The sequence below is a fragment of the Nocardia sp. NPDC004582 genome (assembly GCF_053602115.1).
The window spans coordinates 27,036-50,600 of record NZ_JBSGCY010000035.1; the positions used below are offsets into that span (position 1 = coordinate 27,036).

At 67.9% G+C, this 23,565-nt stretch carries 24 protein-coding genes; 13 read left to right on the forward strand and 11 right to left on the reverse strand.

Annotated features, from left to right (window positions below; translation table 11 throughout):
* Positions 1 to 10 precede the first annotated feature (10 nt).
* A complete protein-coding gene (locus ACWELJ_RS13085; protein WP_452366372.1) occupies positions 11 to 1,459 on the reverse strand; it encodes a form I ribulose bisphosphate carboxylase large subunit in 1,449 nt (482 codons plus the stop codon).
* A 123-nt stretch (positions 1,460 to 1,582) separates the two neighbouring features.
* Here ACWELJ_RS13085 and ACWELJ_RS13090 point away from each other — a divergent pair, with 123 nt between their 5' ends.
* On the forward strand, positions 1,583 to 2,458 hold the full coding sequence (locus tag ACWELJ_RS13090) for a LysR family transcriptional regulator (protein WP_452366373.1): 876 nt from the start codon (positions 1,583 to 1,585) through the stop codon (positions 2,456 to 2,458).
* A gap of 11 nt (positions 2,459 to 2,469) precedes the next feature.
* On the opposite strand, the gene ACWELJ_RS13095 is transcribed toward ACWELJ_RS13090, so the two are convergent.
* Positions 2,470 to 3,195, reverse strand: coding sequence for an MspA family porin (locus ACWELJ_RS13095; RefSeq protein WP_452366374.1), 726 nt, complete (start codon positions 3,193 to 3,195; stop codon positions 2,470 to 2,472).
* Between the two features lie 320 nt (positions 3,196 to 3,515).
* On the opposite strand from ACWELJ_RS13095, the gene ACWELJ_RS13100 reads away from it, so the two are divergent.
* Positions 3,516 to 4,337 carry a hypothetical protein gene (locus tag ACWELJ_RS13100; protein ID WP_452366375.1) on the forward strand — a complete coding sequence of 274 codons (822 nt, stop codon included), beginning with the start codon at positions 3,516 to 3,518 and terminating at the stop codon, positions 4,335 to 4,337.
* A 43-nt stretch (positions 4,338 to 4,380) separates the two neighbouring features.
* Here the strand turns inward: ACWELJ_RS13100 and ACWELJ_RS13105 are convergent, their stop codons facing one another.
* Positions 4,381 to 5,001, reverse strand: coding sequence for a hypothetical protein (locus tag ACWELJ_RS13105; protein WP_452366376.1), 621 nt, complete (start codon positions 4,999 to 5,001; stop codon positions 4,381 to 4,383).
* Between the two features lie 211 nt (positions 5,002 to 5,212).
* Here ACWELJ_RS13105 and ACWELJ_RS13110 point away from each other — a divergent pair, with 211 nt between their 5' ends.
* Both ACWELJ_RS13110 and ACWELJ_RS13115 read left to right on the forward strand, forming a co-directional pair.
* Positions 5,213 to 6,979 carry an MFS transporter gene (locus tag ACWELJ_RS13110; RefSeq protein ID WP_452366377.1) on the forward strand — a complete coding sequence of 589 codons (1,767 nt, stop codon included), beginning with the start codon at positions 5,213 to 5,215 and terminating at the stop codon, positions 6,977 to 6,979.
* Positions 6,980 to 7,077: 98 nt separating this feature from the next.
* Complete coding sequence (locus ACWELJ_RS13115) at positions 7,078 to 7,440, forward strand: MarR family winged helix-turn-helix transcriptional regulator (RefSeq protein WP_452366378.1); 363 nt, start codon at positions 7,078 to 7,080, stop codon at positions 7,438 to 7,440.
* A gap of 28 nt (positions 7,441 to 7,468) precedes the next feature.
* On the opposite strand, the gene ACWELJ_RS13120 is transcribed toward ACWELJ_RS13115, so the two are convergent.
* The 3 genes from ACWELJ_RS13120 to ACWELJ_RS13130 all read right to left on the reverse strand — a co-directional run bounded on the left by ACWELJ_RS13120 (position 7,469) and on the right by ACWELJ_RS13130 (position 10,763).
* Positions 7,469 to 8,974, reverse strand: coding sequence for an FAD-binding oxidoreductase (locus ACWELJ_RS13120; RefSeq protein WP_452366379.1), 1,506 nt, complete (start codon positions 8,972 to 8,974; stop codon positions 7,469 to 7,471).
* Positions 8,975 to 9,142: 168 nt separating this feature from the next.
* Positions 9,143 to 9,364 (reverse strand): hypothetical protein, encoded by a 222-nt coding sequence (locus ACWELJ_RS13125; RefSeq protein ID WP_452366380.1) that lies wholly within the window; start codon positions 9,362 to 9,364, stop codon positions 9,143 to 9,145.
* Between the two features lie 238 nt (positions 9,365 to 9,602).
* Complete coding sequence (locus ACWELJ_RS13130; protein ID WP_452366381.1) at positions 9,603 to 10,763, reverse strand: helix-turn-helix domain-containing protein; 1,161 nt, start codon at positions 10,761 to 10,763, stop codon at positions 9,603 to 9,605.
* A gap of 183 nt (positions 10,764 to 10,946) precedes the next feature.
* On the opposite strand from ACWELJ_RS13130, the gene ACWELJ_RS13135 reads away from it, so the two are divergent.
* On the forward strand, positions 10,947 to 11,195 hold the full coding sequence (locus tag ACWELJ_RS13135; protein ID WP_452366382.1) for a hypothetical protein: 249 nt from the start codon (positions 10,947 to 10,949) through the stop codon (positions 11,193 to 11,195).
* Positions 11,196 to 11,326: 131 nt separating this feature from the next.
* Here ACWELJ_RS13135 and ACWELJ_RS13140 read toward each other — a convergent pair whose 3' ends face one another.
* The 5 genes from ACWELJ_RS13140 to ACWELJ_RS13160 form a co-directional block, all read right to left on the reverse strand.
* On the reverse strand, positions 11,327 to 12,238 hold the full coding sequence (locus ACWELJ_RS13140; protein WP_452366383.1) for an LLM class flavin-dependent oxidoreductase: 912 nt from the start codon (positions 12,236 to 12,238) through the stop codon (positions 11,327 to 11,329).
* Between the two features lie 99 nt (positions 12,239 to 12,337).
* Positions 12,338 to 12,766 carry a CBS domain-containing protein gene (locus ACWELJ_RS13145; protein ID WP_452366384.1) on the reverse strand — a complete coding sequence of 143 codons (429 nt, stop codon included), beginning with the start codon at positions 12,764 to 12,766 and terminating at the stop codon, positions 12,338 to 12,340.
* A gap of 222 nt (positions 12,767 to 12,988) precedes the next feature.
* The gene (locus ACWELJ_RS13150; protein ID WP_452366385.1) at positions 12,989 to 14,098 is read right to left on the reverse strand and encodes an FHA domain-containing protein; all 1,110 of its coding nucleotides are present in this window, start codon (positions 14,096 to 14,098) and stop codon (positions 12,989 to 12,991) included.
* Positions 14,095 to 14,538, reverse strand: a complete 444-nt coding sequence (locus ACWELJ_RS13155) for a hypothetical protein (protein ID WP_452366386.1) — start codon at positions 14,536 to 14,538, stop codon at positions 14,095 to 14,097. The genes ACWELJ_RS13150 and ACWELJ_RS13155 overlap by 4 nt, the downstream gene beginning before the upstream one ends.
* Complete coding sequence (locus tag ACWELJ_RS13160) at positions 14,535 to 16,082, reverse strand: hypothetical protein (RefSeq protein WP_452366387.1); 1,548 nt, start codon at positions 16,080 to 16,082, stop codon at positions 14,535 to 14,537. Before ACWELJ_RS13160 ends, ACWELJ_RS13155 begins: the two co-directional genes overlap by 4 nt.
* A gap of 127 nt (positions 16,083 to 16,209) precedes the next feature.
* Here ACWELJ_RS13160 and ACWELJ_RS13165 point away from each other — a divergent pair, with 127 nt between their 5' ends.
* From ACWELJ_RS13165 to ACWELJ_RS13200, 8 genes are all read left to right on the forward strand, one after another.
* Positions 16,210 to 16,629, forward strand: coding sequence for an Rv3143 family two-component system response regulator (locus ACWELJ_RS13165; protein ID WP_452366388.1), 420 nt, complete (start codon positions 16,210 to 16,212; stop codon positions 16,627 to 16,629).
* A gap of 261 nt (positions 16,630 to 16,890) precedes the next feature.
* Positions 16,891 to 17,271, forward strand: coding sequence for an NADH-quinone oxidoreductase subunit A (locus ACWELJ_RS13170; RefSeq protein ID WP_033090134.1), 381 nt, complete (start codon positions 16,891 to 16,893; stop codon positions 17,269 to 17,271).
* A gap of 74 nt (positions 17,272 to 17,345) precedes the next feature.
* On the forward strand, positions 17,346 to 17,900 hold the full coding sequence (locus ACWELJ_RS13175; RefSeq protein ID WP_452366389.1) for a NuoB/complex I 20 kDa subunit family protein: 555 nt from the start codon (positions 17,346 to 17,348) through the stop codon (positions 17,898 to 17,900).
* Positions 17,897 to 18,676, forward strand: a complete 780-nt coding sequence (locus tag ACWELJ_RS13180; protein WP_452366390.1) for an NADH-quinone oxidoreductase subunit C — start codon at positions 17,897 to 17,899, stop codon at positions 18,674 to 18,676. Before ACWELJ_RS13175 ends, ACWELJ_RS13180 begins: the two co-directional genes overlap by 4 nt.
* On the forward strand, positions 18,676 to 20,007 hold the full coding sequence (gene nuoD, locus ACWELJ_RS13185) for an NADH dehydrogenase (quinone) subunit D (RefSeq protein WP_452366391.1): 1,332 nt from the start codon (positions 18,676 to 18,678) through the stop codon (positions 20,005 to 20,007). The genes ACWELJ_RS13180 and nuoD overlap by 1 nt, the downstream gene beginning before the upstream one ends.
* Positions 20,004 to 20,699, forward strand: coding sequence for an NADH-quinone oxidoreductase subunit NuoE (gene nuoE / locus ACWELJ_RS13190; protein ID WP_452366392.1), 696 nt, complete (start codon positions 20,004 to 20,006; stop codon positions 20,697 to 20,699). Before nuoD ends, nuoE begins: the two co-directional genes overlap by 4 nt.
* On the forward strand, positions 20,696 to 22,018 hold the full coding sequence (nuoF, locus tag ACWELJ_RS13195; protein WP_452366393.1) for an NADH-quinone oxidoreductase subunit NuoF: 1,323 nt from the start codon (positions 20,696 to 20,698) through the stop codon (positions 22,016 to 22,018). The genes nuoE and nuoF overlap by 4 nt, the downstream gene beginning before the upstream one ends.
* On the forward strand, positions 22,015 to 23,565 hold a 1,551-nt coding region (locus tag ACWELJ_RS13200), incomplete at its 3' end, for an NADH-quinone oxidoreductase subunit G (RefSeq protein ID WP_452366394.1). The genes nuoF and ACWELJ_RS13200, both read left to right, overlap by 4 nt.

Genomic DNA, 23,565 nt, shown 5'->3' on the forward strand with positions numbered 1-23,565 from the left:
GGCTCGGCTTTCAGCGGGAGGCCGTGGGGACGGCGTCGGGGGCGTCGGTGGAGGTGTAGTCGAAGGTGACATCACCCCAGGTCTGCAAGGCGACCTCGAGCGGGCGGCTGATCTCGGCGGCGCGGCGCAACACGTCCGGGCCCTCCTTGAGCAGATCGCGACCCTCGTTGCGCGCCTTGACCACCGCTTCGAGCGCGACCCGGTTGGCCTCCGCGCCCGCGGCGATGCCCATCGGGTGGCCGATGGTGCCGCCGCCGAACTGCAGGATGGCGTCGTCGCCGAACAGGTCCAGCAGCTGGTGCATCTGGCCGGCGTGGATACCGCCGGAGGCGACCGGCATGACGCCGGGCAGGCTGGCCCAGTCCTGGTCGAAGAAGATGCCGTTGACCGGGTTGGCGGGGATGTGGTTGTCGCGCAGGGTGTCGTAGAAGCCGCGCACGGTGTGCGGGTCGCCCTCGAGCTTGCCGATGACCGTGCCCGCGTGCAGGTGGTCGACGCCGATCAACCGGCACCATTTCGCCAGCACCCGGAAGCTGACGCCGTGGGTCTTCTGCCGGGTGAAGGTGGAGTGCCCGGCCCGGTGCAGGTGCAGCAGCATGCCGTTGGTGCGCGCCCACTTCGAGATGGACTGCATGGCGGTGTAGCCGACCGTGAGGTCGATCATGATGATGCAGCTGCCGAGCGATTTCGCGAACTCCGCGCGCTCGTACATGTCCTCCATCGTGGCGGCGGTGACATTGAGGTAATGGCCCTTCAATTCACCGGTTTCGGCGATGGCGCGGTTGACGCCCTCCATCGCGAACAGGTAGCGGTCGCGCCAGCGCATGAACGGCTGCGAGTTGATGTTCTCGTCGTCCTTGGTGAAATCGAGTCCGCCCTTGCAGGCCTCGTACACCACACGGCCGTAGTTGCGCGCGGAGAGCCCGAGTTTCGGTTTCACCGTCGCGCCCAGCAGGGGGCGGCCGTATTTGTTGAGATACTCGCGCTCCATAACGATTCCGTGCGGCGGACCCTGGAAGGTCTTGACATAGGCCACGGGAATGCGCATATCCTCCAGCCGCAATGCCTTGAGCGGTTTGAAACCGAATACATTGCCGATGACCGAGGAGGTGAGGTTCGTGATGGAGCCTTCCTCGAACAGGTCCAGATCGTAGGCGACGTAGGCGAAGTACTCGCCCAGGCGGCCCGGCACCTCCTCGACGCGGTAGCACTTGGCCTGGTACCGGCTGTGCGCGGTCAGGCGGTCGGTCCAGACGACTGTCCAAGTGGCGGTGGAGGATTCGCCGGCGACGGCCGCCGACGCCTCGATCGGGTCGACGCCGTCCTGGGGCGTCACCCGGAACACCGCCAGCACGTCGGTGTCCTTCGGCTGATAGTCCGGGTTGTAGTATCCCATCGACGCATACGACTGCACGCCCGGATCCCACCGGCTGCGCTGATCATCGTCAGATCCGGCCATCTTTCCTCCTGCGAACCGGGTTGGGTCACTTGCGATTCCCAGGATGACGGGCCCGTTAACGACAAACAATTCGATTGTTTCTGTTCTCGCTCAACCTTTTAGTCGGGTTTGCTACCGTTGAGTATGGGTACGGTGAGCGCGGTGCGCATGGAAACCTTTCTCGCCGTTGCCAAGCACTCCAGCATTCGCCGCGCCGCCGCCCAGTTGCACATCACCGAGGCCGCGGCCTCCGCGGCTGTAGCACACATCGAGAAACAACTCGGCGCGAAACTCGTGACCAAATCCGGCCGCGGCATCGCGCTGACCGAGGCCGGGCGGGTGTACGCCGATTACTGCCGCAGCATCCTGGGTCTGATGAAGGAGGCGGCCGCCGCGGTCCGGGAGGCCGAGACCGGCCGGCTGCGCATCGGCGTCGTCGCCACCGCCGGCGAATACGTCCTGCTCCGCCTGCTGGCCTCGTTCCGGAGCCGGTATCCCGACATCGAATTGGGCCTGTCGATCCAGCCCCGCGACGTCCTCTTCCTCGAACTCACCCACCACGAAACCGACCTGGTGGTCGCCGGTCGTCCGCCCCGCGACACCGGCCTCGTCACCCGCGCCCGCCGCCCGTGTCAACTCGTCGTCGTCGGCGCCCCGTCGCGCTGGCCCGACCCCTGCGAGGCCACCTGGCTGCTGCGTGGCAAAGGTTCGGGCACCCGCGACACCACCCTCGCCCTGTTCGACCGGCTCCAAATCCGGCCGCCCACACTGACTCTCGGCACCCACGGGGCGGCGCTGGCCGCGGCGCGCGAGGGCCTCGGCATCACTCTCATCCATTCCGACGCCGTCGCGGCCGATCTCGCCACCGGCCGCCTGGAAATCCTCCCCGTCGAGGGCACTCCCCTCACCCGCCCCTGGCATGCGGTCACCACCCGCACCCCCACGCCGGCCTCGCGCCTGTTCCTTTCCCACATCACCGACCCGGATCGGGTCGGCGACAAGGCATTTCGCGGCGTCTGAGCCGGCCGGGTTCAGAAGGTGAACTGGTCGCCGTAGGCGGTGGTCTGCACCACCCCTTGCGCGGTCGACACCGTGGCGGTGACGAACGGGACCGCCGACACCGGCGAAGCGCATTGCGCGACGTTCAACGCGGCGTTGTTGAAGGTGATCTGATAGGGGAACACGGTGGCGCTGTCCAGGGCGGCGGTCGCCGTGGTCGTGGTGGTGACCTGGCCGGGCCCCATGGTGGCCGTCAAGACTTCGGTCAAGCCCAGCGCCCCACCCACGCTGGGTCCGAGACTGATATCGGGCGGGGTGACCGAAGCGCTGGGCGGCACCGTCCCACTGGGCGGGCTGACCGATACGGTCCCAGGGGTCACCGACGGGGCGAGCGCGGCGGCCAAACCCTGGTTGGGCTCGATCCCGACGGTGACGCCGCCCGCCACACTGACCCCACAGCCGAGAATGAACCCCGCGACGGCCTGACCGGACGTGATCGGGCCACCTTCCACGGTGACCGAATAACTCCCCGACATCTGCGCGGCGTGCGAGAACGTCATCAGGAAGTTCGGCGTCCGGTTACCGGGCGGATTCACCCCGACCTGGTCGACCGACGTGACGATATGCACTCCCGCGCCGGACACGTCCCCGCCGGGCGGCTGAGCCCCGACCGACTCGATACCCCAAGCCCACAGGCTCGCCAGGGTCACACCGGCCGCGGTTGTACCAGCCGCGGCGGCCATGAGCGCATGTCGCATAACCGGATCCTGTTCTCGTTCTCGAAGAGGTGTACGAGCTCGATACCGCAGGCGCAGGTCTCGAATAGCAGCGTAACTGCAAAATCTCGCCGGGCAGGTGCGCTGCGGCAGGCGTGTCGATCAGCCCGGATCGTGGTGCCGGACCGAGCGTTTGGACGGGAATCCTTGCCGCGCAGGAGAAGTCGTCCCGTCTCGGATTCCGTTCGCCGTACGCCGGCCGCACCCGGATCCGCTGCGGGAACAGTGCGGAACCGGTAATCTCCCGGCAGGCCGAAACGCGGTACCTACCATGCGTTTCGGTCCAGCCGGGGAGGTGAATCATGGCCGGCGTCCTTGCTGGTGCCCCCATCCATTCGACCGTGGTCGCCGCATTGCGAACGGCGGCGGCCAAGCGCGTGCCCGACCCCGTCGACACCCACTCCTTGCTGGCGGCATTGATGCGGGCCGACGCGTCGGGCGACTGGTCACGGATCTGTTTGAACGCCGGTGACGTCGACGCGGTGGAGAACAAACTGGTGGTCGACCGTGCCGGCGGCGGCCCGTGGCATTGGGAGAACATCAGACTCACCGTCCAGTGCGCGATCGCCCTGGACGTGGCGGGGCGCTTGGCGACGCGGTACCGGCTGTGGCCGATTCCGGTCGGGCTGGTCGTCCTCGGGTTGATCGCCGATCACTCGTCGGGGGCCGCGCAGGCGCTCCGGGACGGCATGCATCGCCGCGAGCTGCTCGCGCTCGTGCAGTCGGATGTGCTGGGTGTGACGCTGAGCGGAATCGACTACACACTCCCGACCGTGCTGAACGAGGCGACCGCGGTCCACCGCAACCCGCCCTCGGCCTACCATCAGCCGCCCCCGGCCGCTCGGCCCTACCTGCCCGCCCCTGGCCGCCGGCCGGTCTCGAACCTGCGATCGGCGAAGCCGCCTCGGATGCCGGAGCGCGGCGGCGCCTTCACACCGACCGCGGTGCTGTTGGCGCTGCTGGCCGTGGTCTTCGTCTTCGTCTTCGCCGTGACGATGCATGATCAGCCGGTGGACGAGGGTCCTCAGCTACCTCCGGCCACGTTCATTCCGAGGCTCACGGTGCCCACCATCGCCACCATTCCCCCACTCACGCTGCGTCTCCCGGTTCCGCCTTCCCGCTGACCCGCTACCTCCCGCCACATCGCGTTCGTTCGCGGGCTCGGGGTCAGACCATTTCCGGGACCCGCAAATGCGCCAGCGCGACCTCGAATTCGCGGACGTCGACCGCCTCGATCCCGGCCTGCCGTGCGGCGTCCACGCGCAGGGTCGCGGCCGCGATGCGGTTGCGGTCCAGCGCCTCGGCGCTGTAGTAGACACTGCTCGACACCGCGCGTCCGGAGGTCCGGTTCACGAGCAGGCTGGCACTGCAGAATCCGTGGAGTTGTTCCAGGCCGATCAGCGTCTGATTCCGGTAGACGTCGATGGCGCTGTCCAAACGGCTCGGATCGGTCTTGACCCAGGTGACCCGCGCGCACGCGCCCGGGGTGGTCTCTCGCACCCGGTGCATCGCGGTGACCTCCCATTCCTCCACGACCGGGCTGCCGCCGAAGATCTCGGCCGCACGGGCTCGGATCGGCTGGACCTGCGCGGCGCTGGCCCGCAAGGTTTCCTGTGAGTCCCATGAGGTCGTCAGGATGCATCGGCCGGTGAGCCGATCGACGAGCAGCGACAGCCCGACGCACCCGCTGATGTCGTTCAACCCCGGCATGACCCGGTCACGCACATGTGCGATCCCGGCATCCAGCGCGGAGAGTTGCGCCTGAATCGTGGTAGACCGTGCGAACACGACCCACCTCCCTTCTGCACGGGGCAGCGCCGGCGGCGCCACCGGTGCCCCTCACGCTCCTCCTTCCCGCTCGGCGCGGCAATAGTGACCCGCTATCAAATACTCGACCGAACGGTTTGGGCGTCCAGCGAGCGGGACACGGTCGATTTCATTAGTTAGCAACATGCAACTATATTGAGAAAGTTCGTTCGCAGACTCGCGGGAGGCTCTGATGGCTGCGGCCCCTACCACCGGATTGGATGCCGGTGACGTCCAGACCATTCGGAGACGACTCCGGATCGAGCATGATCACCCCAGGTACAAGTGGGTGGCCCTGTCGAATACGACGCTGGGCATGCTCATGGTCACCATCAACTCCTCGATCGTGACCATCTCGCTGCCCGACATCTTCCGCGGCATCGGGCTCAACCCGCTGGAACCGGCCAATGTCAGCTACCTGCTGTGGCTGATGATGGGCTTCCTGCTGTCCTCGGCCGTGCTGGTGGTCATGTTCGGGCGGCTCGGCGACATCGTCGGCCGGGTGAAGATCTACAACTACGGGTTCGTGGTGTTCAGCCTCGCGGCCGTGGCGCTGTCGTTCGATCCGTTCACGCACGGCGGCGGCGCGGTGTGGCTGATCGCCTGGCGCGTGATCCAGGGCGTCGGCGGCGCGATGTTGATGGCCAATGCCAGCGCGATCCTCACCGACGCCTTCCCGGCCGACGAGCGCGGGTTCGCGCTCGGCATCAACCAGGTCGCGGCGGTCGCCGGATCGTTCCTGGGTCTGCTCATGGGTGGTGTGCTGGCGCAGTGGGATTGGAAGGCCATCTTCTGGGTGAGTGTGCCCTTCGGCATCATCGGCACCATCTGGTCGTACCGCTCGCTGCACGACAACGGCCAGCGCAATCCGGGATCGCTGGATCTGCCGGGCACCATCACCTTCGCGCTGGGTCTGACGGCGCTGCTGACCGGCATCACCTACGGCATTCAGCCGCATGGGGATTCGAAGACCGGCTGGACCAATCCGTGGGTGCTGGGCGCGGTTTTCGGCGGCATCGTCCTGCTGGTCGTGTTCTGCGTGATCGAGACCAAGGTCGCGCAGCCGATGTTCAATATGTCGCTGTTCAAGAACCGGGCGTTCGCGCTGGGCAATGTCGCCGGGCTGATGTCGTCGCTGGGCCGCGGCGGTCTGCAGTTCATGTTGATCATCTGGCTGCAGGGCATCTGGCTGCCGCTGCACGGGTTCTCCTTCGAGCAGACGCCGCTGTGGGCGGGCATCTACCTGCTGCCGTTGACCGTCGGATTCCTTGTGGCCGGACCGGTTTCGGGCAAACTGTCGGACAAGTACGGGGCGCGGCTGTTCGCCACCGTCGGCATGTTGATCACCGCGTTGACGTTCGTGCTGCTGGTGGTGCTGCCGGTCGACTTCGACTACTGGGTGTTCGCGCTGGTCATCGCCCTCAACGGCCTCGGGTCGGGCATGTTCGCGTCGCCGAACACCGCCGAGGTGATGTCGTCGGTGCCCGCCGCGCAGCGCGGTGTCGCCTCCGGTATGCGCGGCACGCTGTTCAACGGCGGTATGGCGCTGTCGATCGGCCTGTTCTTCTCGCTGATGATCATCGGCCTGGCCAATACGCTGCCGGACGCCATGAATTCCGGCCTGCAGCAGCAGGGTGTGCCCGCGCCGGCCGCCGAGGCGATCTCGGATATGCCTCCGGTGGGCAGCCTGTTCGCGGCCTTCCTGGGCTACAACCCGATCAAGGAATTGCTCGGCCCCACCGGCACTCTCGACCATCCCGGCGTGCACGGCGATGTGCTCACCGGTCAGGAGTTCTTCCCGCACTTGATCTCCGGCCCGTTCCACTCGGGTCTGGTCGTGGTCTTCCTGGGAGCCGCGATTATGATGCTGATCGGCGCGGCGGCCTCCTGGTTCGCCGGTAGCCCGACTGTCACGGACGAGGCGGCCGAATTGCGTGCGGCCGCCCGCGAGGGAATCTGACGGAGGAGATCACGCTGTCCGAGCCCACGAGCGTCGCCGACCCCGACCAGCTCACCGAGGCCGCCGACCTTTACCACAGCATCGGCCGCCTGCTGCGCTTGTTGCGCCACTCCGGCGACCTCGGGGCGCTGAGCCCCGGCGCGGCGTCCGCCCTCGCGACGGTCGCCCGCTCGGGACCCCTCCGGCTGGGCGACCTGGCCTCGATCGAACGGGTGAGCGCGCCGACCATGTCCCGCATCGTGACGGGCCTGGAAAAGGGCGGCTACCTCACCCGCGACGCCGACCCCGAGGACGGCCGGGCCCAGCTGCTGACGGCCACCGAGGCCGCCCACAATCTGGTCACCGGCCTCACCTCGGCCCGCATCCAGCGGTTCGCGGCCGCCCTGGAAACCCTCACCCCCGCCCAGCGCGAATCCGTCAGCTCCGGTCTCGACACCCTCATCCAGGCGCTGGACCAGTAGCGGGGACCCCAGCCCCGCAGGGGCGGGGTCAGGCGGTCAGGACGGAGCGGATGCGGTTGTTGGGGTCGACGAGGCTGCGGAGTTTCGCCAGGCGGGGGTAATTCGAGCCGTAGTAGCGAGACAGTGGATCGCCCGGCTCGAGGTAGTTGACGTACGCGCCGACGGAATCGGGGGCCAGGGTGGCGTGCGCGTCGGCGATCCAGGCCAGCGCCGATTCGTGCGGGATGGGTTCGTACGCACCCCATTCCACGAGGGCGGCGTGGTTGCGCCAAGGGAACGCGGTGGCGTCGGGCGCCACGTCGCGGATCGCGCCGTCGAGAGCATTGATCTGGACCCAGCCGGTGCCGCCGACACTGGAGTAGCGCGCCACCGCCTCGAGGATGCGACCGATCGTGTCGGAGGTGAGGTCCGCGACGATGTCGGAGCCGTTGGTGAAGGCGGCGCGCGGCTGATCGGCGGTGCCGCCCGCGAGGTAGAGCATCGCGTCCAGGTGGGACAGGGTGCGCGGTTCGACGATGCCGGGAGCGACGCCGATGGCGTCGACGAGTTCGGCGACGACGGTATCGGAGGTCCCCGCGGGACAGACCAGCTGCATCCAGCAGTGCATACCGCCCTCGCCGTCGGCATCGATACTGACATCGGCCCACTGCTCGCGCGGGGCCGAGCGCAGCCACTGCTGCCAGCCCGCGATGACGGTCGCCGTCTCCTCGCCCTGGAAGGTCAGGCGCACGACGTCTTTCGGTGTCGCCGGGATGGTCTCGAAGGTGAACGAGGTGACGACGCCGAAATGCGGGCCGCCACCGCGCAGGGCCCAGAACAGATCCGGGCGGGTGGTGGCGGAGACCTCGGTGATGGTGCCGTCGGGCAGGACCATGGTGGCGGCGGTGAGCCGGTCGCTGGTGAGGCCGTGGGCCCGGGCTTCGTTGCCGAGTCCGCCGCCGAGGGCGAGACCCGCCACGCCGACGCCGGGGCACATGCCCGAGGGCAGGCTCAGCCCGCTGCGATCCAATTCGCGGTAGATGTCGTAGAGGGTGTGGCCGGGCGCGATGACCGCCTTGCCGCCCTCGGCGCGGATGCCCTGCATGCGCCGCACGTCGATGATGAGTGTGCCGCTCGCCGTGGACAATCCCGCATAGGAGTGGCCGCCGGCGCGCGCCGCCACCTGGAGATCGTTGTCGGCCGCGAACTCGAAGCTCGCGGCGACATCCTTGACGTCCGCGACCTGCACGATCGCCTCGGGCATCTCGGTGTCGAAGCGCGTGTTGAAGACCTGCTTGACCCCCGGATATCCGTAATCTCCCGGCAGGACGACCCGGCCGCGCAGCTTCCCCTTCAGCTCACGCCATTTCGGTTCGGCGCTCCCGCTGCCGGACCCGGAGGCGCTGCCCAGGTCGCCGGCGTTCGCGCCGGAGGACCCGGTATCGGGCGTCGCGTCCGACTTCGGCAGCCGCGTGGCCCCGGCGAAACCCACTCCGGCGACCGCGATTCCGAGCGCTCCGCGCAGAAACACGCTGCGCGAGAAATGGGGTCTCACATCAGGCTCCCGGGTCTGTTCGAGATCCGCTGCGCCGTCGAGTTATTCGCTTTCGACATCAAAGTTCGCGACCCACCTGATTCCATCGGACGACACGGCACCAATTGATCATGGTTCACCCACCGTTCATTCGTCGAAACGGGTGCTGGTGTGTCCATCGCAGGCCGCCTACCGCGACCCCATATCGGCCGCCGCATCAGGCGGAATCAGCCACCGCGCGAACGTCTCCTCCGGGCTGACGGTGATCACATCCGCCCGTCGCACCAACTCCCCCGGCACCTCCCCACCCTCGAAATGCTCCAGACTCGGCACGATCACCGCATCCACCCCCAAATTCGCGACCAGCACCCGCAACCGGTACACCGGCCGATCAGTATGCGGCCCGAACACCGCGATCCTCCGAAGGTCATACCCCAACCGCTCCGCCAACGCCCGAATTCGCCGCTCATCCCACCGCCTTCGTGAACCGGACACGTCGTCGCGGAGATATCCCAGAGCCCCGGGGTTCATTGCTCGCCCTCTCGATCGTCGAGGTTGCTTCCAGCGGATTCCGAATCAGGATCGGGCACCGGAAATCCGGCGGCAATGGCACTTTCCCGAGTACGAGGGCGGAAGTGCCACGGAGCGATCAGTATTCGAGGCGGATGAGGTCGGCGAGGTCGCGCATATCCGGGGTGAGGGTTCGGCGTCTGCCGATCAGCCTGGCCAGGAGATCCTTGGCCAGGCGCTGTTCGATCAGCCACGGGCGGGCCTCGCCGGAGAGCCGAAGCAGGATGTCGAGGGCCGGATCCGGCCGGGCGAGGTCCAGGTGGGCTTGGGCGACATCGAGGAGGTGCCGATTGCGATTATCCGACGTCGGCCGCAAGCCGGGCGGCACGTCGTGGGCCAACCGCAGCGCCAGGTCGGGACGGTCGTCGATGACCGCGTTCTCGACGCGCTTCATGGCCACGGTCGCGGGGCCGAAGACCGTCCAATAGTCCTGGTAGCCGCGCGGTTCGCGTTTGACGGCCACCGCGGCGGCCTGTGCGAACCGCATCATGTCGTCGGCGTCGTCGGGCCGGTTGTCGCGGATCGCCGCGGCCGACCCCCGCAACAGCAGCCAGCCCCATGTGGAGAGTTCGCGTTCGGTCGCGGTCGAGATCCGTGGCTCGATCCGGTCGGCCCAGTCGACAGCCAGTTCATCGACCTGCTGAAACCGCCTCTCCACCAGGAGCAGCCAGCACAACGTGACGACAACCGAAGCGCCATCCAGAGGATCATCGCTCAACTCCGCGGCCGCCAGTGCGCGATCGAGAACTTTGCGGGCCGTTCCCAATTGGCGCGTTTGCACCATGACCGAACCGGTCAGTTGCAGAACTCGCGCCCGCAGTAGGGGCGAGACACTCTCGGCCGCATCCACCAGATCGGGCAGATCGCGCGCCAGCAGCTCATACCGGTTGTGGTGGTAGAGCCGTACGGCCGCCGCAAGCGAATCGGCCACAGCGTGTTCCGTGTGCGGCTCGCCCGCGACGTCCGGTCGCGGCGCATCGATCGCCCGCCTGGTGTCGGCCCACAACTCGCCATCCCTGCTCTCCGGCGCGGGCGGCGCGGCACCGATGAGCGCGGTCAGTGGGCACCCCAGCGCCACCGCCAACCGCCGGAGCGTCTCGATCCGGGTGTCGTCGCACTCCCCCTGCTCGATCTTCCGGATCAGCGACACCGAGACAGCCGAATTCGCGGCGAGCTCCCTTTGCGTGAGCCCCCGCCGCTTCCGAACCGATCGCAGCCGCTGACCAAGGTCGCCGCTCATCGCTCCAGACTAGGTCGGCCACACCGGCATGCGCAGCCGGTAGCGGAACGTCCTGAGCGCCAAGCGGTCCCGTGGAAGCCGGATTTGTCGGACCCCCGTGCTGAAGTATCGTGTGGCAGCCCGGCCAGTCGGTCTCACCTGAGACCGTCGACCGGGCTCTTTCGTGAAAAGGAAGCAATGCGCATGAAGAAGCTCGCAACGACCGCCCTGGTCACCCTCGGCCTGATCGCCGCGATGGGCACCGCCCACGCCGGCAAGGACACCGAGTGGCAGGTGGACGGCAACTACCCCACCGAGGCCGCCTGCGACGCCGACGGCGAGACCGGCACCTTCACCCGCCCCGACGGCACCCAGCTCGTCCCCGGCGACGACATCTACGAATGCACCCTCGGCGCCGACGGCCTCTGGTACCTCTCCATCTGGACCGACTGACCACTTCCGGCGACAGCCCGAGCACCCGGCCCGGGCTGGACCCACCCGCCGAGCAATCCCCGCCGAAAGCCCTTGACCCCGTGGGTGGCCCGCCAGATCGGGACCCGGCGGGTAGGCGCCTTGATCCCAGGTCAGCGGAGTGTGGACTGAACCTGCGCCAGCAACTCGCATTGCCGCCGCCAGTCGCCTCCGGCGATACCGATGACCAGGTGGCGGGCGCCGGCGTCCCGGTAGGCGGCAATTTGTTCGGCGGCTCGCTCGGGGGAACCGGTGATCGGAATCGGCAAACTTGCCTCGATCGATGTGCCGTAGGTATGGCTGATCCGAGCGGCGATCTCGGCGCGGGTGGGCAGGTCCGTGCCGGTGCCGAGCACTCCGGTCGCGCCGATGGTGACCGTGGGCACCGGTCGCTGGTGCTGGGCGGCGAGTTCGATGATTTCGGCGAGTCCCGCCACCACCCGCGCCGGCGGGATCAGCGACGGAAACCAGCCATCACCCAGCTCCGCGGCGCGTCGGCGGGCGGGAGCCGAATGGTTTCCGACCAAGACCGGCGGAACCGGGACCGGTGGAGCCAGTTCGATATCGGTGGGGTCGGGCAGATCGGGGAGAGCGACCGGCTTGCCCGCCAGCAGCGCGGGCAACACACGCAGCGCGGTGTCGGTGCGAAGACCGCGCTGTCCGTACGGGATCCCCGCCGCCGCCCACTGCGCCGGACCGCCACCGGATCCGACGCCGAGGAGCAGGCGACCACCACTGACGTGCTGCAAGGTCGCTATCTGCTTGGCCGCCCAGGCGAGCGGGCGAAGGGCTGGAACGTAGACACTGGTGCCGATGCGGATCCGCTCGGTCGCGGCGGCCGCGACAGCGAGCGCGATCGCGCAATCCAGAACCGGGACACCGGTGGACAGATGATCCCCGTGCCAGACGCCGGACAGACCGACCTGCTCGGCGTGGACGGCCGCGGTGGCTATATCGAGGTTCTGGGCCCGCTGTGTCGCCACCGAGGGCAGGATGACCCCGATGGTCGAAGGGATTGTCTGCACAGTCCCCAACCTTGCAACCTCGACCCGACTCGAGGTCAATGCGTTCCGGGCGTTTCCACTCTGCACATGCTGAGCTCGTGTGCCCGCGATGGGTGCCGGTCAGCTGCGGAGGTAGCGGACGAGGGAGTCGCGTTCGGTTTCGAGTTCGGAGATTTGGCTTTTGACCACGTCGCCGATGCTGACGATGCCGATCATGTGGCCGTCCTCGAGGACGGGGAGGTGGCGGATTCGGTGTTCGGTCATGGTCGCGTTGAGGGTTTCGACGTTGTCGTCCGGGGAGCAGGTGTGGAGGGCCGCGGTCATGATGGTGGAGACCGGGGCGTCCAGCAGGGGTGCGCCGTCGCGGTAGAGGCGGCGGACGATGTCTCGTTCGGAGACGATGCCGGCCATGGCGGTGCCGTCCGGGGACACGATGGCCGCGCCGACGTTGTTTTCCGCCAGGATTCTGAGCAGTTCGCGCACGGTCGCATCGGGTGCGATCGTGACGACTTCGCCGCCCTTCCGGCGCAGGATTTCCGAGATTCGCATGTGCCCACCGCCCAACCAGCTAGGACTATCGATGGTTACCAGAATGCCGCTGATGATCGGCCGTGAACAGCAACGATTGCGATTCGATGCCTAACCGGACGCGAGGGCATCGAGGGCGGATTCGATGACACGATGGAGGGTCGGGATCTTCTCGGCGAAGACTCGCACCCGCCGGCGCCCCGCATCGGATGTTCACCGGCATTGACCGGGCGGGATCCCGGGTCAGCGTCCGTATGGTGAGTCGAAGGTGAACACCCGGCCGCCGAGCAGCAGTTGGCTGCCGGGCGCGAGGACGGTGGGGCGCCCGGGTGCGGCGCGGATCCAGTCGGGGCGGCCGGGCGGGCGGATGTGGGTGCCGTTGGCGGAGCCGCGATCCATGACCAGGACGTCCCAGTCCACGAGGCGGATCTCGGCGTGGACGCGGGACATGCCGCCGGAGGCGTCGGGGATGCGGATCGCTTGGGCGCCACGCCGTACCTGCGGTGAGCGGGCGGGTTCGCGGCCGATCACGAGATCGCTGTCGAGGACGAAGGAGGTGCCGTCGTCGAGCAGCAGCACACCCAGCGGCGGGCGGATGCCGGGTGCGAGCACACAGGTCAGCTGTTCCATCCGAATGCCGCACACGACGCAGAAGGACACGCGGGGGTCGTTGAGATGTCCGCGAGCGCAGGTGAATCCGTGCACCACGACACCTGAGGGAGCGGTCTCGATCCCGGCGGGAATGGCAGTGGGTGCAATAGTGCGTGCACTGCCGGAATCGGGGGATCCCGCGTCCCGGCCTCCGGACACGATCTCAGGGCCGGGTGTATTCGCCTTCTCCCCCAACCACATCACCGCGCCCGAACCCGGCACCCGCCCGTCGCGCAGCGACCACACACTCTCCTGGGGCAGGCTCGCCCGTGGCTCGCCGTCGTCGACGAAGACCGCCGCCGCCCGCCCCGGCGCGGGACTCACCACCCGGTCGACGCTGAACCCGGCATCGCGGCCGTGCAGCACCTCCCGATCGTCGGTCCCCTCGAGCACCGCCGTGACCCGTCCGTGCAGAAAGACTGCCAGCCCGCGCTTTCCCGGTGTGAGCACCCCGAATTCGACCCGCTCCTCATCCTCGCGGCCCATCAGCCAGGTACTCGCCAGCCGTGCGAAAGTGCGCCCGGTGCGGCGAGTCTCGCGCGACGCCGCCTCCCCGACCAGCTCGAGCACCTTGTCCAGTACGGCGATGGCCTCGGACGCCGCGGTGATCACACTCGAATCCCGATGCGCGACAACCACGACCACCCCGTCGACGCAGGCCACCAGGTGGCGGCCCGGCACCACCTCGACCCGCGCGGTCATAGCACCCGGCCCCCGGAATATCGCCGGCGCGGCAGCACCACCCGGATCGGGCCGTTGACGAATCCCCAATACGCCAGCCACGTCACCGTGAAATCGACACCGAACGCCGGCGCCGACGGCCGCAGTTCACGCGGCACGACCGCTGTCGTGTAGCGCACCAGCAGCCACAGCAGCAGCCCCTCGTTCACGATGGTCACCAGACCGAACAACGTCGGCCAGTCCTTGTCCCATCGGAATTGCTGCAGACCGTGATAGACGAGCTCCCATCCGATTCCGAGCAGGACGACCGCCGGCAACAGGGTCAGCGTGACCCGATACCCCTGTCCCAGCGACAGTCGACCCATCGGCAGCATCGGCGTGACGAGCAGTGCGATCACCAACCCGATGGCCCCGAGCACGATCACGCGAGTCTGGATGCGTCCGAACAAGGTCGGTGTCATCCCGGAATCTTCCGATCGGTGACCCACAGCCACCACTGCCGCATCGACCGCATCGCGTCGAGCCGGCGGCAGAACCCGTTCGCGGCCAGGTCATCGGCGATCTCCAGGGCCGCGTACTGCAATCCGGCGAACGAATCCACGGGTGCGAAATACCCGCCCAGCGTGGCGCTACCCGAGGCGTACACGCGCCCGGCTCCGCTGCGGGTCCCGAACAGCTCGAAGGTCCGGTCCACATCCAGTCGCCCGAGCGGATTGCGCCGCGCCCCGGTGTGATCCAGCAGATCGGCCAGCAGCCGGTGCTCGCGGATGTCGGCTTCGGGCCCGGTGCAGTCGATGACGTAATCGGCATGCACGTCAACCGGCCCGTCGGACGCGGCGAACCGGCCCGCCCCGTCCTGTTCCGGCGCCACCGTCGTCACCACCCCGGGGCGGGTGCGATCGGGTCGCAGATTGCGCGCCGACCCCACCAGGATCTGATACCAGCCCTGGGCCCGCCCCCGCGCCAGCTGTTCCTCCCAGCGCTTGCGCCGCGGCGTCGTGGTCCCGCCCAGCGTCTTCAGCAACTCCCCGCGTTCCCGCCCTTCGAGCTTCCGCAGCCGCTGTTTGATCTGTCCGCCGAAGCTCGCCTTGGGGAAGTCGAAGGCTTGATACGCCCAACCGTTCCCGCCCGCCCGCCGCCCGAACACGCTCGCCCCTTGCGGTCCCGCCACGTAGGTCCGGAACAGGTGCAGGATCTGGGTATTGAGCCGCAGCCGATCCCGGTCGTCGATCAGCCGTTGCAGCACACGACTGGCAACCATCCCGCTGCCGCGCACCATGACCGTTCCGGGCCGCCGCCGCAACGCCTCGTACACATGCTCGTGCGGCTCGTAGGCGTTCACCACCCGCGTCGGATCCCGATACCGCTCGCGATACTCCCGCAGATCCGGCAGCAGCCGCAGTCCGGGATATCCGATGGCGATGTGAACATGATTGCTGCGAAACGCGATTCGCTTGGTCGCCGAGGCGCCTTCCGGTGGTGTGAGGATCGTGAAGTACCCGCCGCCGTTCCGTTTGCGCACCATGCGAACCTGCCCTTTGCGCAAGGATCGCGCGTATTCGACGCGCTGGAATTCCCGCTCCAGCGCCGCGTAGACCTGCCCGGCCCGAGGCGTGTGGTACTCGGCGAGAACGGGCTCAACCAGCACATTCAACACAGCCGATAGCGACTTTTCAGCTATTGCCTCGCGAACGGCATAGGACGGAAATCCCCAGATATTGTCCGGCATCCCGCTCGAATCGCTGCGCAGGCGTTCCCCGTGCGGAATCTGCGACGCCCGAGCCAGATACTCGTACGACTCCCACGGCACGTCCTGCGGTCCGAGTACCGCCATCGCCGCCCCGGGCACCCCGTAGATCCGCAAGGTGTCGAACAGCGTGAACGATCCCAGCCCGCTGCCGACGCTCACCAGTGGTACATCGAAGACCGGAATCCCGGCTCGGCCCACCAACTCGTCGGTCCACATGTCGGTTTCGATGAGGCGTTGCGTGACGTCTCCCCTCATTCGCGGGATCGTACCGGTCGCGGATTACGAACGACCGGCCATCGACACATTGCGCGACAGGCGATTCCGCGACGCGCACGCCGACTTCTCGCGAAGCTGCCCCGCACCGCCCCATCTGCGACGTAGCATGCGGAACGTGGCCGATGCCAAACGTCCCGCCGCCGTGCGGGTCCTCGTTTACAGCAGTGATGCCGATACCCGGAGCCAGATCATGCTGGCGCTGGGCAGACGGCCGCACCCCGATATGCCGCCCATCGACTATGTCGAGGTGGCCACGGGCCCGGTGGTCCTCGAGCGGATGGATGCCGGCGAACTGGATCTGCTGATCCTCGACGGCGAGTCGGCCCCGGAGGGCGGTCTCGGCCTGGCCAAGCAGCTCAAGGACGAAATCGCCGACTGCCCACCGATTGTCGTGCTCACCGGCCGGCCCGACGATGCCTGGCTGGCGAAGTGGTCGCGCGCGGAAGCGGCGGTGCCGCACCCCATCGACCCCATCCGGTTGACCGACGCTGTCCTGGGTGTGCTCGGTAATAGCTTCGCGGCCTGATCTTCATCTGCCCTCGTGATCAGGGCAAACCCGTGTCACGTGACAAACGGGATTGCGTTCAATCGGTCATAAAAGACCGTTCCGAATTCGATCAAACGCGATCGCGAATCGTCATGTATCTTCTCGTCCGAGTTGTAATCTGTGCCGTAGCTCACAGGAGCGCGGGGAGATGCATGACTGCCATGCGCCACTGACATCATCCCTCCGCGCCCGCTGCCGTCCGTAGTGCGTCGTCCAGCTCGCAGGAGGGGTAGTGCTGAAGTGAATATCGAGGTACCGACCCTGGTTCTCGGCGCGGTCGCCGCCGCGTTCGGGGTGTTCTCCATCTTCCTGGCGGCCCTGATCGGCCCCAAACGCTACAACCGGGCCAAGCTCGAGGCCTACGAATGCGGTATCGAGCCCACCCCGCACGCGGTCGCGGGCGGTCCGGGAAACGCCGCGGGCCAACGCTTTCCGGTGAAGTACTACCTCACCGCCATGTTGTTCATCATCTTCGACATCGAGATCGTCTTCCTCTACCCGTGGGCCGTGCACTTCGACGCACTCGGAGTGTTCGGTCTGGCCGCCATGGCGTTGTTCATCTTCAACGTCTCGGTCGCCTACGCCTACGAGTGGCGGCGCGGCGGTCTCAGCTGGGATTGATCGGCGCACAGGGGATTTCCATTCACACACCCCGTGCGAGGCGGGGTGTCCCGATCCGGGAGAAGTAGTCCGACATGGGTCTCGAGGAGAAACTGCCCAGCGGGTTCCTGCTGAGCACGGTGGAAGATTTGGCCGGCTATCTGCGCAAGAGTTCGCTCTGGCCGGCGACGTTCGGCTTGGCGTGCTGCGCGATCGAGATGATGGCCACCGGCGGCGGGCGATTCGATATCGCCCGCTTCGGCATGGAGGCGTTCCGCGCCTCCCCGCGCCAGGCCGATCTGATGATCGTGGCGGGCCGGGTGAGCCAGAAGATGGCCCCGGTGCTGCGCCAGGTCTATGACCAGATGACCGAACCGAAATGGGTGCTGGCCATGGGTGTCTGCGCATCCTCGGGCGGCATGTTCAACAACTACGCCATCGTGCAGGGCGTCGACCACGTCGTCCCGGTCGACATCTACCTGCCCGGCTGCCCGCCGCGACCGGAGATGTTGTTGAACGCGATCCTGAAGCTGCACGAGAAGATTCAGGAGATGCCGCTCGGCGTCAATCGCGAAGAGGCCGTGCGCGCGGCCGAAGCCGCCGCGCTCGCCAGCACCCCGACCATTCAGCTGAAGGGGCTGCTGCGATGAGCTTCGATGCACCTGTCGGCACGGAGAGCCCCCCGGAGGCGGCCGTGGAACCCACTGAGAAGACGCCGGACACAACGGAATCCGCCGCCGCCGAATCCCCGGCCGCCCAGCCCGTGCCGCCCGCCGACGATGTGATCGGCAAGCGGCAGGGCATGTTCGGCGTCTCGGGCACCGGCGACACCTCCGGCTACGGCCGCCTGGTGCGGACCGTCTCCATGCCCGGCGGCACTCCCGCCCCCTACGGTCCGGTGTTCGACGAGGTCATCGCGCACCTGCGCCTGGCGCTGGCGAAGACCTTCGACGAGGCCGTCGAGAAGATCGTCGTGTTCCGCGACGAACTCACCCTGCACATCCGCCGCGATCACCTGGTGCTGGTCGCGAAGACGTTGCGCGACAACGAGGCGCTGCGTTTCGAACTGTGCCTGGGCGCGAGCGGCGCGCACTACCCGGAGGACACCGAGCGCGAGCTCCACGTGCTCTACCACCTGAACTCGATCACCCACAACCGCCGCCTGCGGCTGGAAGTCTCGGTGCCGGACAGTGATCCGCACCTGCCGTCCCTGTATTCGGTCTACCCGACGGTGGACTGGCACGAGCGGGAGACCTACGACTTCTTCGGCGTCCTCTTCGACGGTCACCCGTCGCTGACCCGCATCGCCATGCCCGACGACTGGCGTGGCCACCCGCAGCGCAAGGACTATCCGCTCGGCGGAATCCCGGTCGAATACAAGGGCGCGCGCATCCCGCCGCCCGACGAGCGGAGGACTTACTCCTAATGAACGACATCGACACCAAGTCCCGTCGTGACACCCAGGATCGGCCCGAACGCTCGGTCACCGTGGTGGGAAACGATTGGGACGAGATCTCCGCGAGCCTGGACGGCATCGCCGAGGAACGCATCGTCGTGAACATGGGCCCGCAGCACCCTTCCACGCACGGGGTGCTGCGGCTCATTCTCGAAATCGAGGGTGAGACCGTCACCGAGGCCCGCTGCGGCATCGGCTATCTGCACACCGGCATCGAGAAGAACCTCGAGTACCGCAGCTGGGTGCAGGGCACCACCTTCGTCACCCGCATGGACTACCTGTCGCCGTTCTTCAACGAGACGGCGTACTGCCTGGCGGTGGAGAAGCTGCTCGACATCACCGATCAGATCCCCGAGCGCGTCAATGTCATCCGCGTGCTGCTCATGGAACTGAACCGCATCTCCTCGCACCTGGTGGCGCTGGCCACCGGCGGCATGGAACTGGGCGCGCTGACCCCGATGCTGTTCGGCTTCCGCGAACGCGAACTCATCCTCGACGTGTTCGAGACCATCACCGGTCTGCGCATGAACCACGCCTACATCCGCCCGGGCGGCCTGGCCCAGGACCTCCCCGACGACGGTGTGCAGAAGGTGCGCGAACTGCTGGACCTGCTGCCGACCCGTCTGCGGGACATGGAGCTGCTGCTCAACGAGAACCCCATCTGGAAGGCCCGCACCCGCAATGTCGGCTACCTGGACCTGACCGGCTGCATGGCGCTGGGCATCACCGGCCCGGTGCTGCGGGCCACGGGTCTGCCGCACGACCTGCGCAAGTCCCAGCCCTATTGCGGCTACGAGAACTACGAGTTCGAGGTGCAGACCGACACCGGCTGCGACTGCTACGGCCGCTACCTGATTCGCGTCAACGAGATGAAGGAATCGCTCAAGATCGTCGAGCAGTGCCTCGACAAACTGCGGCCGGGCCCGGTCATGGTGGAGGACAAGAAGATCGCCTGGCCCGCCGATCTGCAGCTCGGGCCGGACGGTCTGGGCAACTCCCCCAAGCACATCGGCAAGATCATGGGCTCCTCCATGGAAGCGCTCATCCACCACTTCAAGCTGGTGACCGAGGGCCTGCGCGTCCCGCCCGGCCAGGTGTACACGGCGGTGGAGTCCCCGCGCGGTGAGCTGGGCGTGCACATGGTCAGCGACGGCGGCACCCGCCCCTACCGGGTCCACTACCGCGACCCCTCGTTCACGAATCTGCAAGCGGTGGCGGCGATGTGCGAGGGCGGCCTGGTCGCCGACGTGATCGCCTCCGTCGCCTCCATCGACCCGGTCATGGGAGGTGTGGACCGATGACAGAGATCCTGCTGAACCTGACCGCGCGGCCGATCCCGTTCCCGCCGGAGGTGCACGACCGGCTGCAGGTGGAAGCGCGCGAGATCATCGCCCGTTATCCGCACCCGCGGTCGGCGCTGCTCCCCTTGCTGCACTTGATGCAATCGGTGGAGGGCTATGTGTCCGGCACCGGCATCGAATTCTGCGCCGAGCAGCTGGGGTTGACCGATGCCGAGGTCACCGCGGTGGCCACCTTCTACTCCATGTATCGGCGCACGCCGACCGGCGACTATCACGTCGGTGTCTGCACGAACACGCTGTGCGCGGTCATGGGCGGCGACGAGATCCTCGCGGACCTGAAGCGGTACTTGGGAATCGGGAACGGCGAGACGACCCCGGACGGCATGGTCACCCTCGAGCACATCGAGTGCAACGCCGCCTGCGACTACGCGCCGGTGATCATGGTCAACTGGGAGTTCTTCGACAACCAGACCCCGGAATCGGCCAAGGCCCTGGTGGATTCGCTGCGCCGCGACCAGCCGCCGACCGCCCCGCGCAGCGGCATCCCGCCGTGCAAATTCCGTGATACCGCCCGCATCCTCGCGGGCTACCCGGATCAGCGCCCGGGCGCGACGGACGGCGTGGCGGGGCCGGCCTCGCTGGCCGGTCTGCGTGCCGCGGAACAGGACCCGACCGACGGAGGCCTGCGGTGACGACTGCTCTGACGCCCGTCTTCACCAAGCACTGGGGCGATCCGGACAGCTGGACCTTGGCGTCCTACCGCCGCCAGGGCGGCTACCGGGCGCTGCCCCAGGCCCTGCGCATGCAGCCGGACGAGGTCATCGCCACCATCAAGGACTCCGGCCTGCGCGGCCGCGGCGGCGCCGGCTTCCCGACCGGCATGAAATGGGGTTTCATCCCGCAGGGTCCCGGACCCGGCGGCGTCGCCAAGCCGCACTACCTGGTGGTCAATGCCGACGAGTCGGAACCCGGCACCTGCAAGGACATTCCGCTCATGCTGGCCACCCCGCACACCCTGATCGAGGGCGTGATCATCGCGGCCTACGCCATCCGCGCCTCGCACGCCTTCATCTATGTGCGCGGCGAGGTGGTGCCGGTGCTGCGACGGTTGCAGGCCGCGGTCCGGCAGGCGTACGAGGCGGGCTATGTCGGCCGCAATATCCAGGGCTCGGGTTTCGACCTCGAGATCGTGGTGCACGCCGGCGCGGGCGCCTACATCTGCGGTGAGGAGACCGCGCTGCTGGATTCGCTCGAGGGCCGCCGCGGCCAGCCGCGACTGCGTCCCCCGTTCCCGGCGGTGGCGGGCCTCTACGCCTGCCCGACCGTGGTCAACAATGTGGAATCCATCGCGTCCGTGCCGCTCATCCTCGCCAATGGCGTGGAGTGGTTCCGATCGTTCGGCACCGAGAAGTCGGCGGGGTTCACCCTCTACTCGCTCTCCGGTCACGTGACGCGACCGGGCCAGTACGAGGCGGCCCTCGGAATCACGTTGCGCGACTTGCTGACCTACGCCGGAGGCATCCGCGACGGGCACACCCTGAAGTTCTGGACCCCGGGCGGTTCGTCGACCCCGCTGTTCACCGCCGAGCACATCGACGTCCCCCTCGACTACGAGGGCGTGACGGCCGCGGGCTCCATGCTCGGCACCAAGGCGCTGCAGATCTTCGACGACACCACCTGCGTGGTGCGGGCGGTGCTGCGCTGGACCGAGTTCTACGCCCACGAATCCTGCGGCAAGTGCACCCCCTGCCGCGAGGGCACCTACTGGCTGGTGCAGCTGCTGCAACGCTTGGAGAACGGACAGGGCCACCAGACCGACCTGAACAAACTGGCCGACATCGCCGACAACATCAACGGCAAGTCCTTCTGCGCCCTCGGCGACGGCGCGGCCAGCCCGATCTTCTCCTCCCTGAAGTACTTCCGCGACGAGTACGCCGAGCACATCCGCCTCGGCGCCTGCCCGTTCGACCCGGCCCGCACCACGGCCTGGGCCACCCAAGGAGCACGATGACCTCGACAGTGAGCTCCACAACCGGTGGCGGGGTGACCCCCACCGACATGGTGACCGTGACCATCGACGGCACACCGGTTTCGGTACCCGCCGGAACCCTGGTGATCCGGGCCGCCGAACTCATCGGCGTCCAGATCCCACGCTTCTGCGATCATCCGCTGCTCGACCCGGTCGGCGCGTGCCGGCAGTGCCTGGTGGAGGTCGAGGGGCAGCGCAAGCCCGTCGCCTCCTGCACCCAGACCGTGGCCGAGGGCATGGTGATCAGCACCCAGGTCTCCTCCCCCGTCGCCGCCAAGGCCCAGGAGGGCGTGATGGAGCTGCTGCTCATCAATCACCCCCTCGACTGCCCGGTATGCGACAAGGGCGGCGAGTGCCCGCTGCAGAACCAGGCCATGTCGGCCGGGCGCGCCGAATCCCGGTTCGACGGCGAGAAGCGCACCTACCCCAAGCCGATTCCGCTGTCCTCGGCGATCCTGCTGGACCGGGAGCGCTGCGTACTGTGCGCGCGCTGCACCCGGTTCTCGCAGCAGGTGGCCGGCGATCCGTTCATCGAACTGATGGAACGCGGTGCGCTGCAACAGGTCGGCACGGCCGCCGGGGAACCGCTGGACTCCTACTTCTCCGGCAACACCGTGCAGATCTGCCCGGTCGGCGCGCTCACCGGCAGCACCTACCGCTTCCGGGCGCGGCCCTTCGACCTGGTGTCCAGCCCCGCGGTGTGCGAGCACTGCGCGAGCGGGTGCGCCCAGCGCACCGACCACCGGCGCGGCAAGGTGATGCGCCGCCTGGCCGGTGACGACCCGCAGGTCAACGAGGAATGGAACTGCGACAAGGGCCGTTTCGCCTTCACCTACCTCACCGAGTCCGACCGGCTCACCACGCCGCTGGTGCGCAGCTGGGACGGCAGCCTGCAGCCCGCGTCGTGGTCGGAGGCCATCGGTGCGGCCGCCCGCGGGCTGGCCGCGGCGCGCGGAAACGCGGGCGTCCTGGTCGGCGGCCGGGTGACCCTGGAGGACGCCTACGCGTACTCCAAGTTCGCGCGAGTCGCGTTGAACACCAATGACATCGACTTCCGGGCTCGCGAGCACTCCGCCGAGGAGGCCGACTTCCTGGCCGCCAGGGTGGCCGGGCAGGGCATCACCGTCGACTACGCCGCCCTCGAACGCGCGCCGTTCGTGCTGCTGGTGGGGTTCGAGGCGGAAGAGGAGTCGCCGATCGTGTACCTGCGGCTGCGCAAAGCCGCACGCCGCAACGGCACGCCGATCTACTCGCTGGCGCCGTATGTGACCCGCGGCCTGCAAAAACTCTCCGGCACCCTGCTGCTGGCGGCGCCCGGCGCCGAACCGCATGTGCTGGAAGCGATCCGGACCGGCGAAACCGATGAGCTGACCGCCGGATACACCCGCCTGCGCGAGGTCGCGGACCTGCTGCGCGAGCCCGGCGCCCTCATCCTCGCCGGTGAACGCCTCGGCGGCATTCCGGGCGGGCTGTCCGCGGTGGCGCGGCTGGCCGACGACACCGGCGCGACGCTGGCCTGGATCCCCCGC

Excerpts from the sequence above, each read along its gene's own strand:
- ACWELJ_RS13085 (WP_452366372.1), bottom strand. The coding sequence starts at position 1,459 with ATGGCCGGATCTGACGATGATCAGCGCAGCCGGTGGGATCCGGGCGTG.
- ACWELJ_RS13090 (WP_452366373.1), top strand. The coding sequence starts at position 1,583 with ATGGGTACGGTGAGCGCGGTGCGCATGGAAACCTTTCTCGCCGTTGCC.
- ACWELJ_RS13095 (WP_452366374.1), bottom strand. The coding sequence starts at position 3,195 with ATGCGACATGCGCTCATGGCCGCCGCGGCTGGTACAACCGCGGCCGGT.
- ACWELJ_RS13100 (WP_452366375.1), top strand. The coding sequence starts at position 3,516 with ATGGCCGGCGTCCTTGCTGGTGCCCCCATCCATTCGACCGTGGTCGCC.
- ACWELJ_RS13110 (WP_452366377.1), top strand. The coding sequence starts at position 5,213 with ATGGCTGCGGCCCCTACCACCGGATTGGATGCCGGTGACGTCCAGACC.
- ACWELJ_RS13130 (WP_452366381.1), bottom strand. The coding sequence starts at position 10,763 with ATGAGCGGCGACCTTGGTCAGCGGCTGCGATCGGTTCGGAAGCGGCGG.
- ACWELJ_RS13135 (WP_452366382.1), top strand. The coding sequence starts at position 10,947 with ATGAAGAAGCTCGCAACGACCGCCCTGGTCACCCTCGGCCTGATCGCC.
- ACWELJ_RS13145 (WP_452366384.1), bottom strand. The coding sequence starts at position 12,766 with ATGCGAATCTCGGAAATCCTGCGCCGGAAGGGCGGCGAAGTCGTCACG.
- ACWELJ_RS13150 (WP_452366385.1), bottom strand. The coding sequence starts at position 14,098 with ATGACCGCGCGGGTCGAGGTGGTGCCGGGCCGCCACCTGGTGGCCTGC.
- ACWELJ_RS13155 (WP_452366386.1), bottom strand. The coding sequence starts at position 14,538 with ATGACACCGACCTTGTTCGGACGCATCCAGACTCGCGTGATCGTGCTC.
- ACWELJ_RS13160 (WP_452366387.1), bottom strand. The coding sequence starts at position 16,082 with ATGAGGGGAGACGTCACGCAACGCCTCATCGAAACCGACATGTGGACC.
- ACWELJ_RS13165 (WP_452366388.1), top strand. The coding sequence starts at position 16,210 with ATGCGGAACGTGGCCGATGCCAAACGTCCCGCCGCCGTGCGGGTCCTC.
- ACWELJ_RS13175 (WP_452366389.1), top strand. The coding sequence starts at position 17,346 with ATGGGTCTCGAGGAGAAACTGCCCAGCGGGTTCCTGCTGAGCACGGTG.
- ACWELJ_RS13180 (WP_452366390.1), top strand. The coding sequence starts at position 17,897 with ATGAGCTTCGATGCACCTGTCGGCACGGAGAGCCCCCCGGAGGCGGCC.
- nuoD (WP_452366391.1), top strand. The coding sequence starts at position 18,676 with ATGAACGACATCGACACCAAGTCCCGTCGTGACACCCAGGATCGGCCC.
- nuoE (WP_452366392.1), top strand. The coding sequence starts at position 20,004 with ATGACAGAGATCCTGCTGAACCTGACCGCGCGGCCGATCCCGTTCCCG.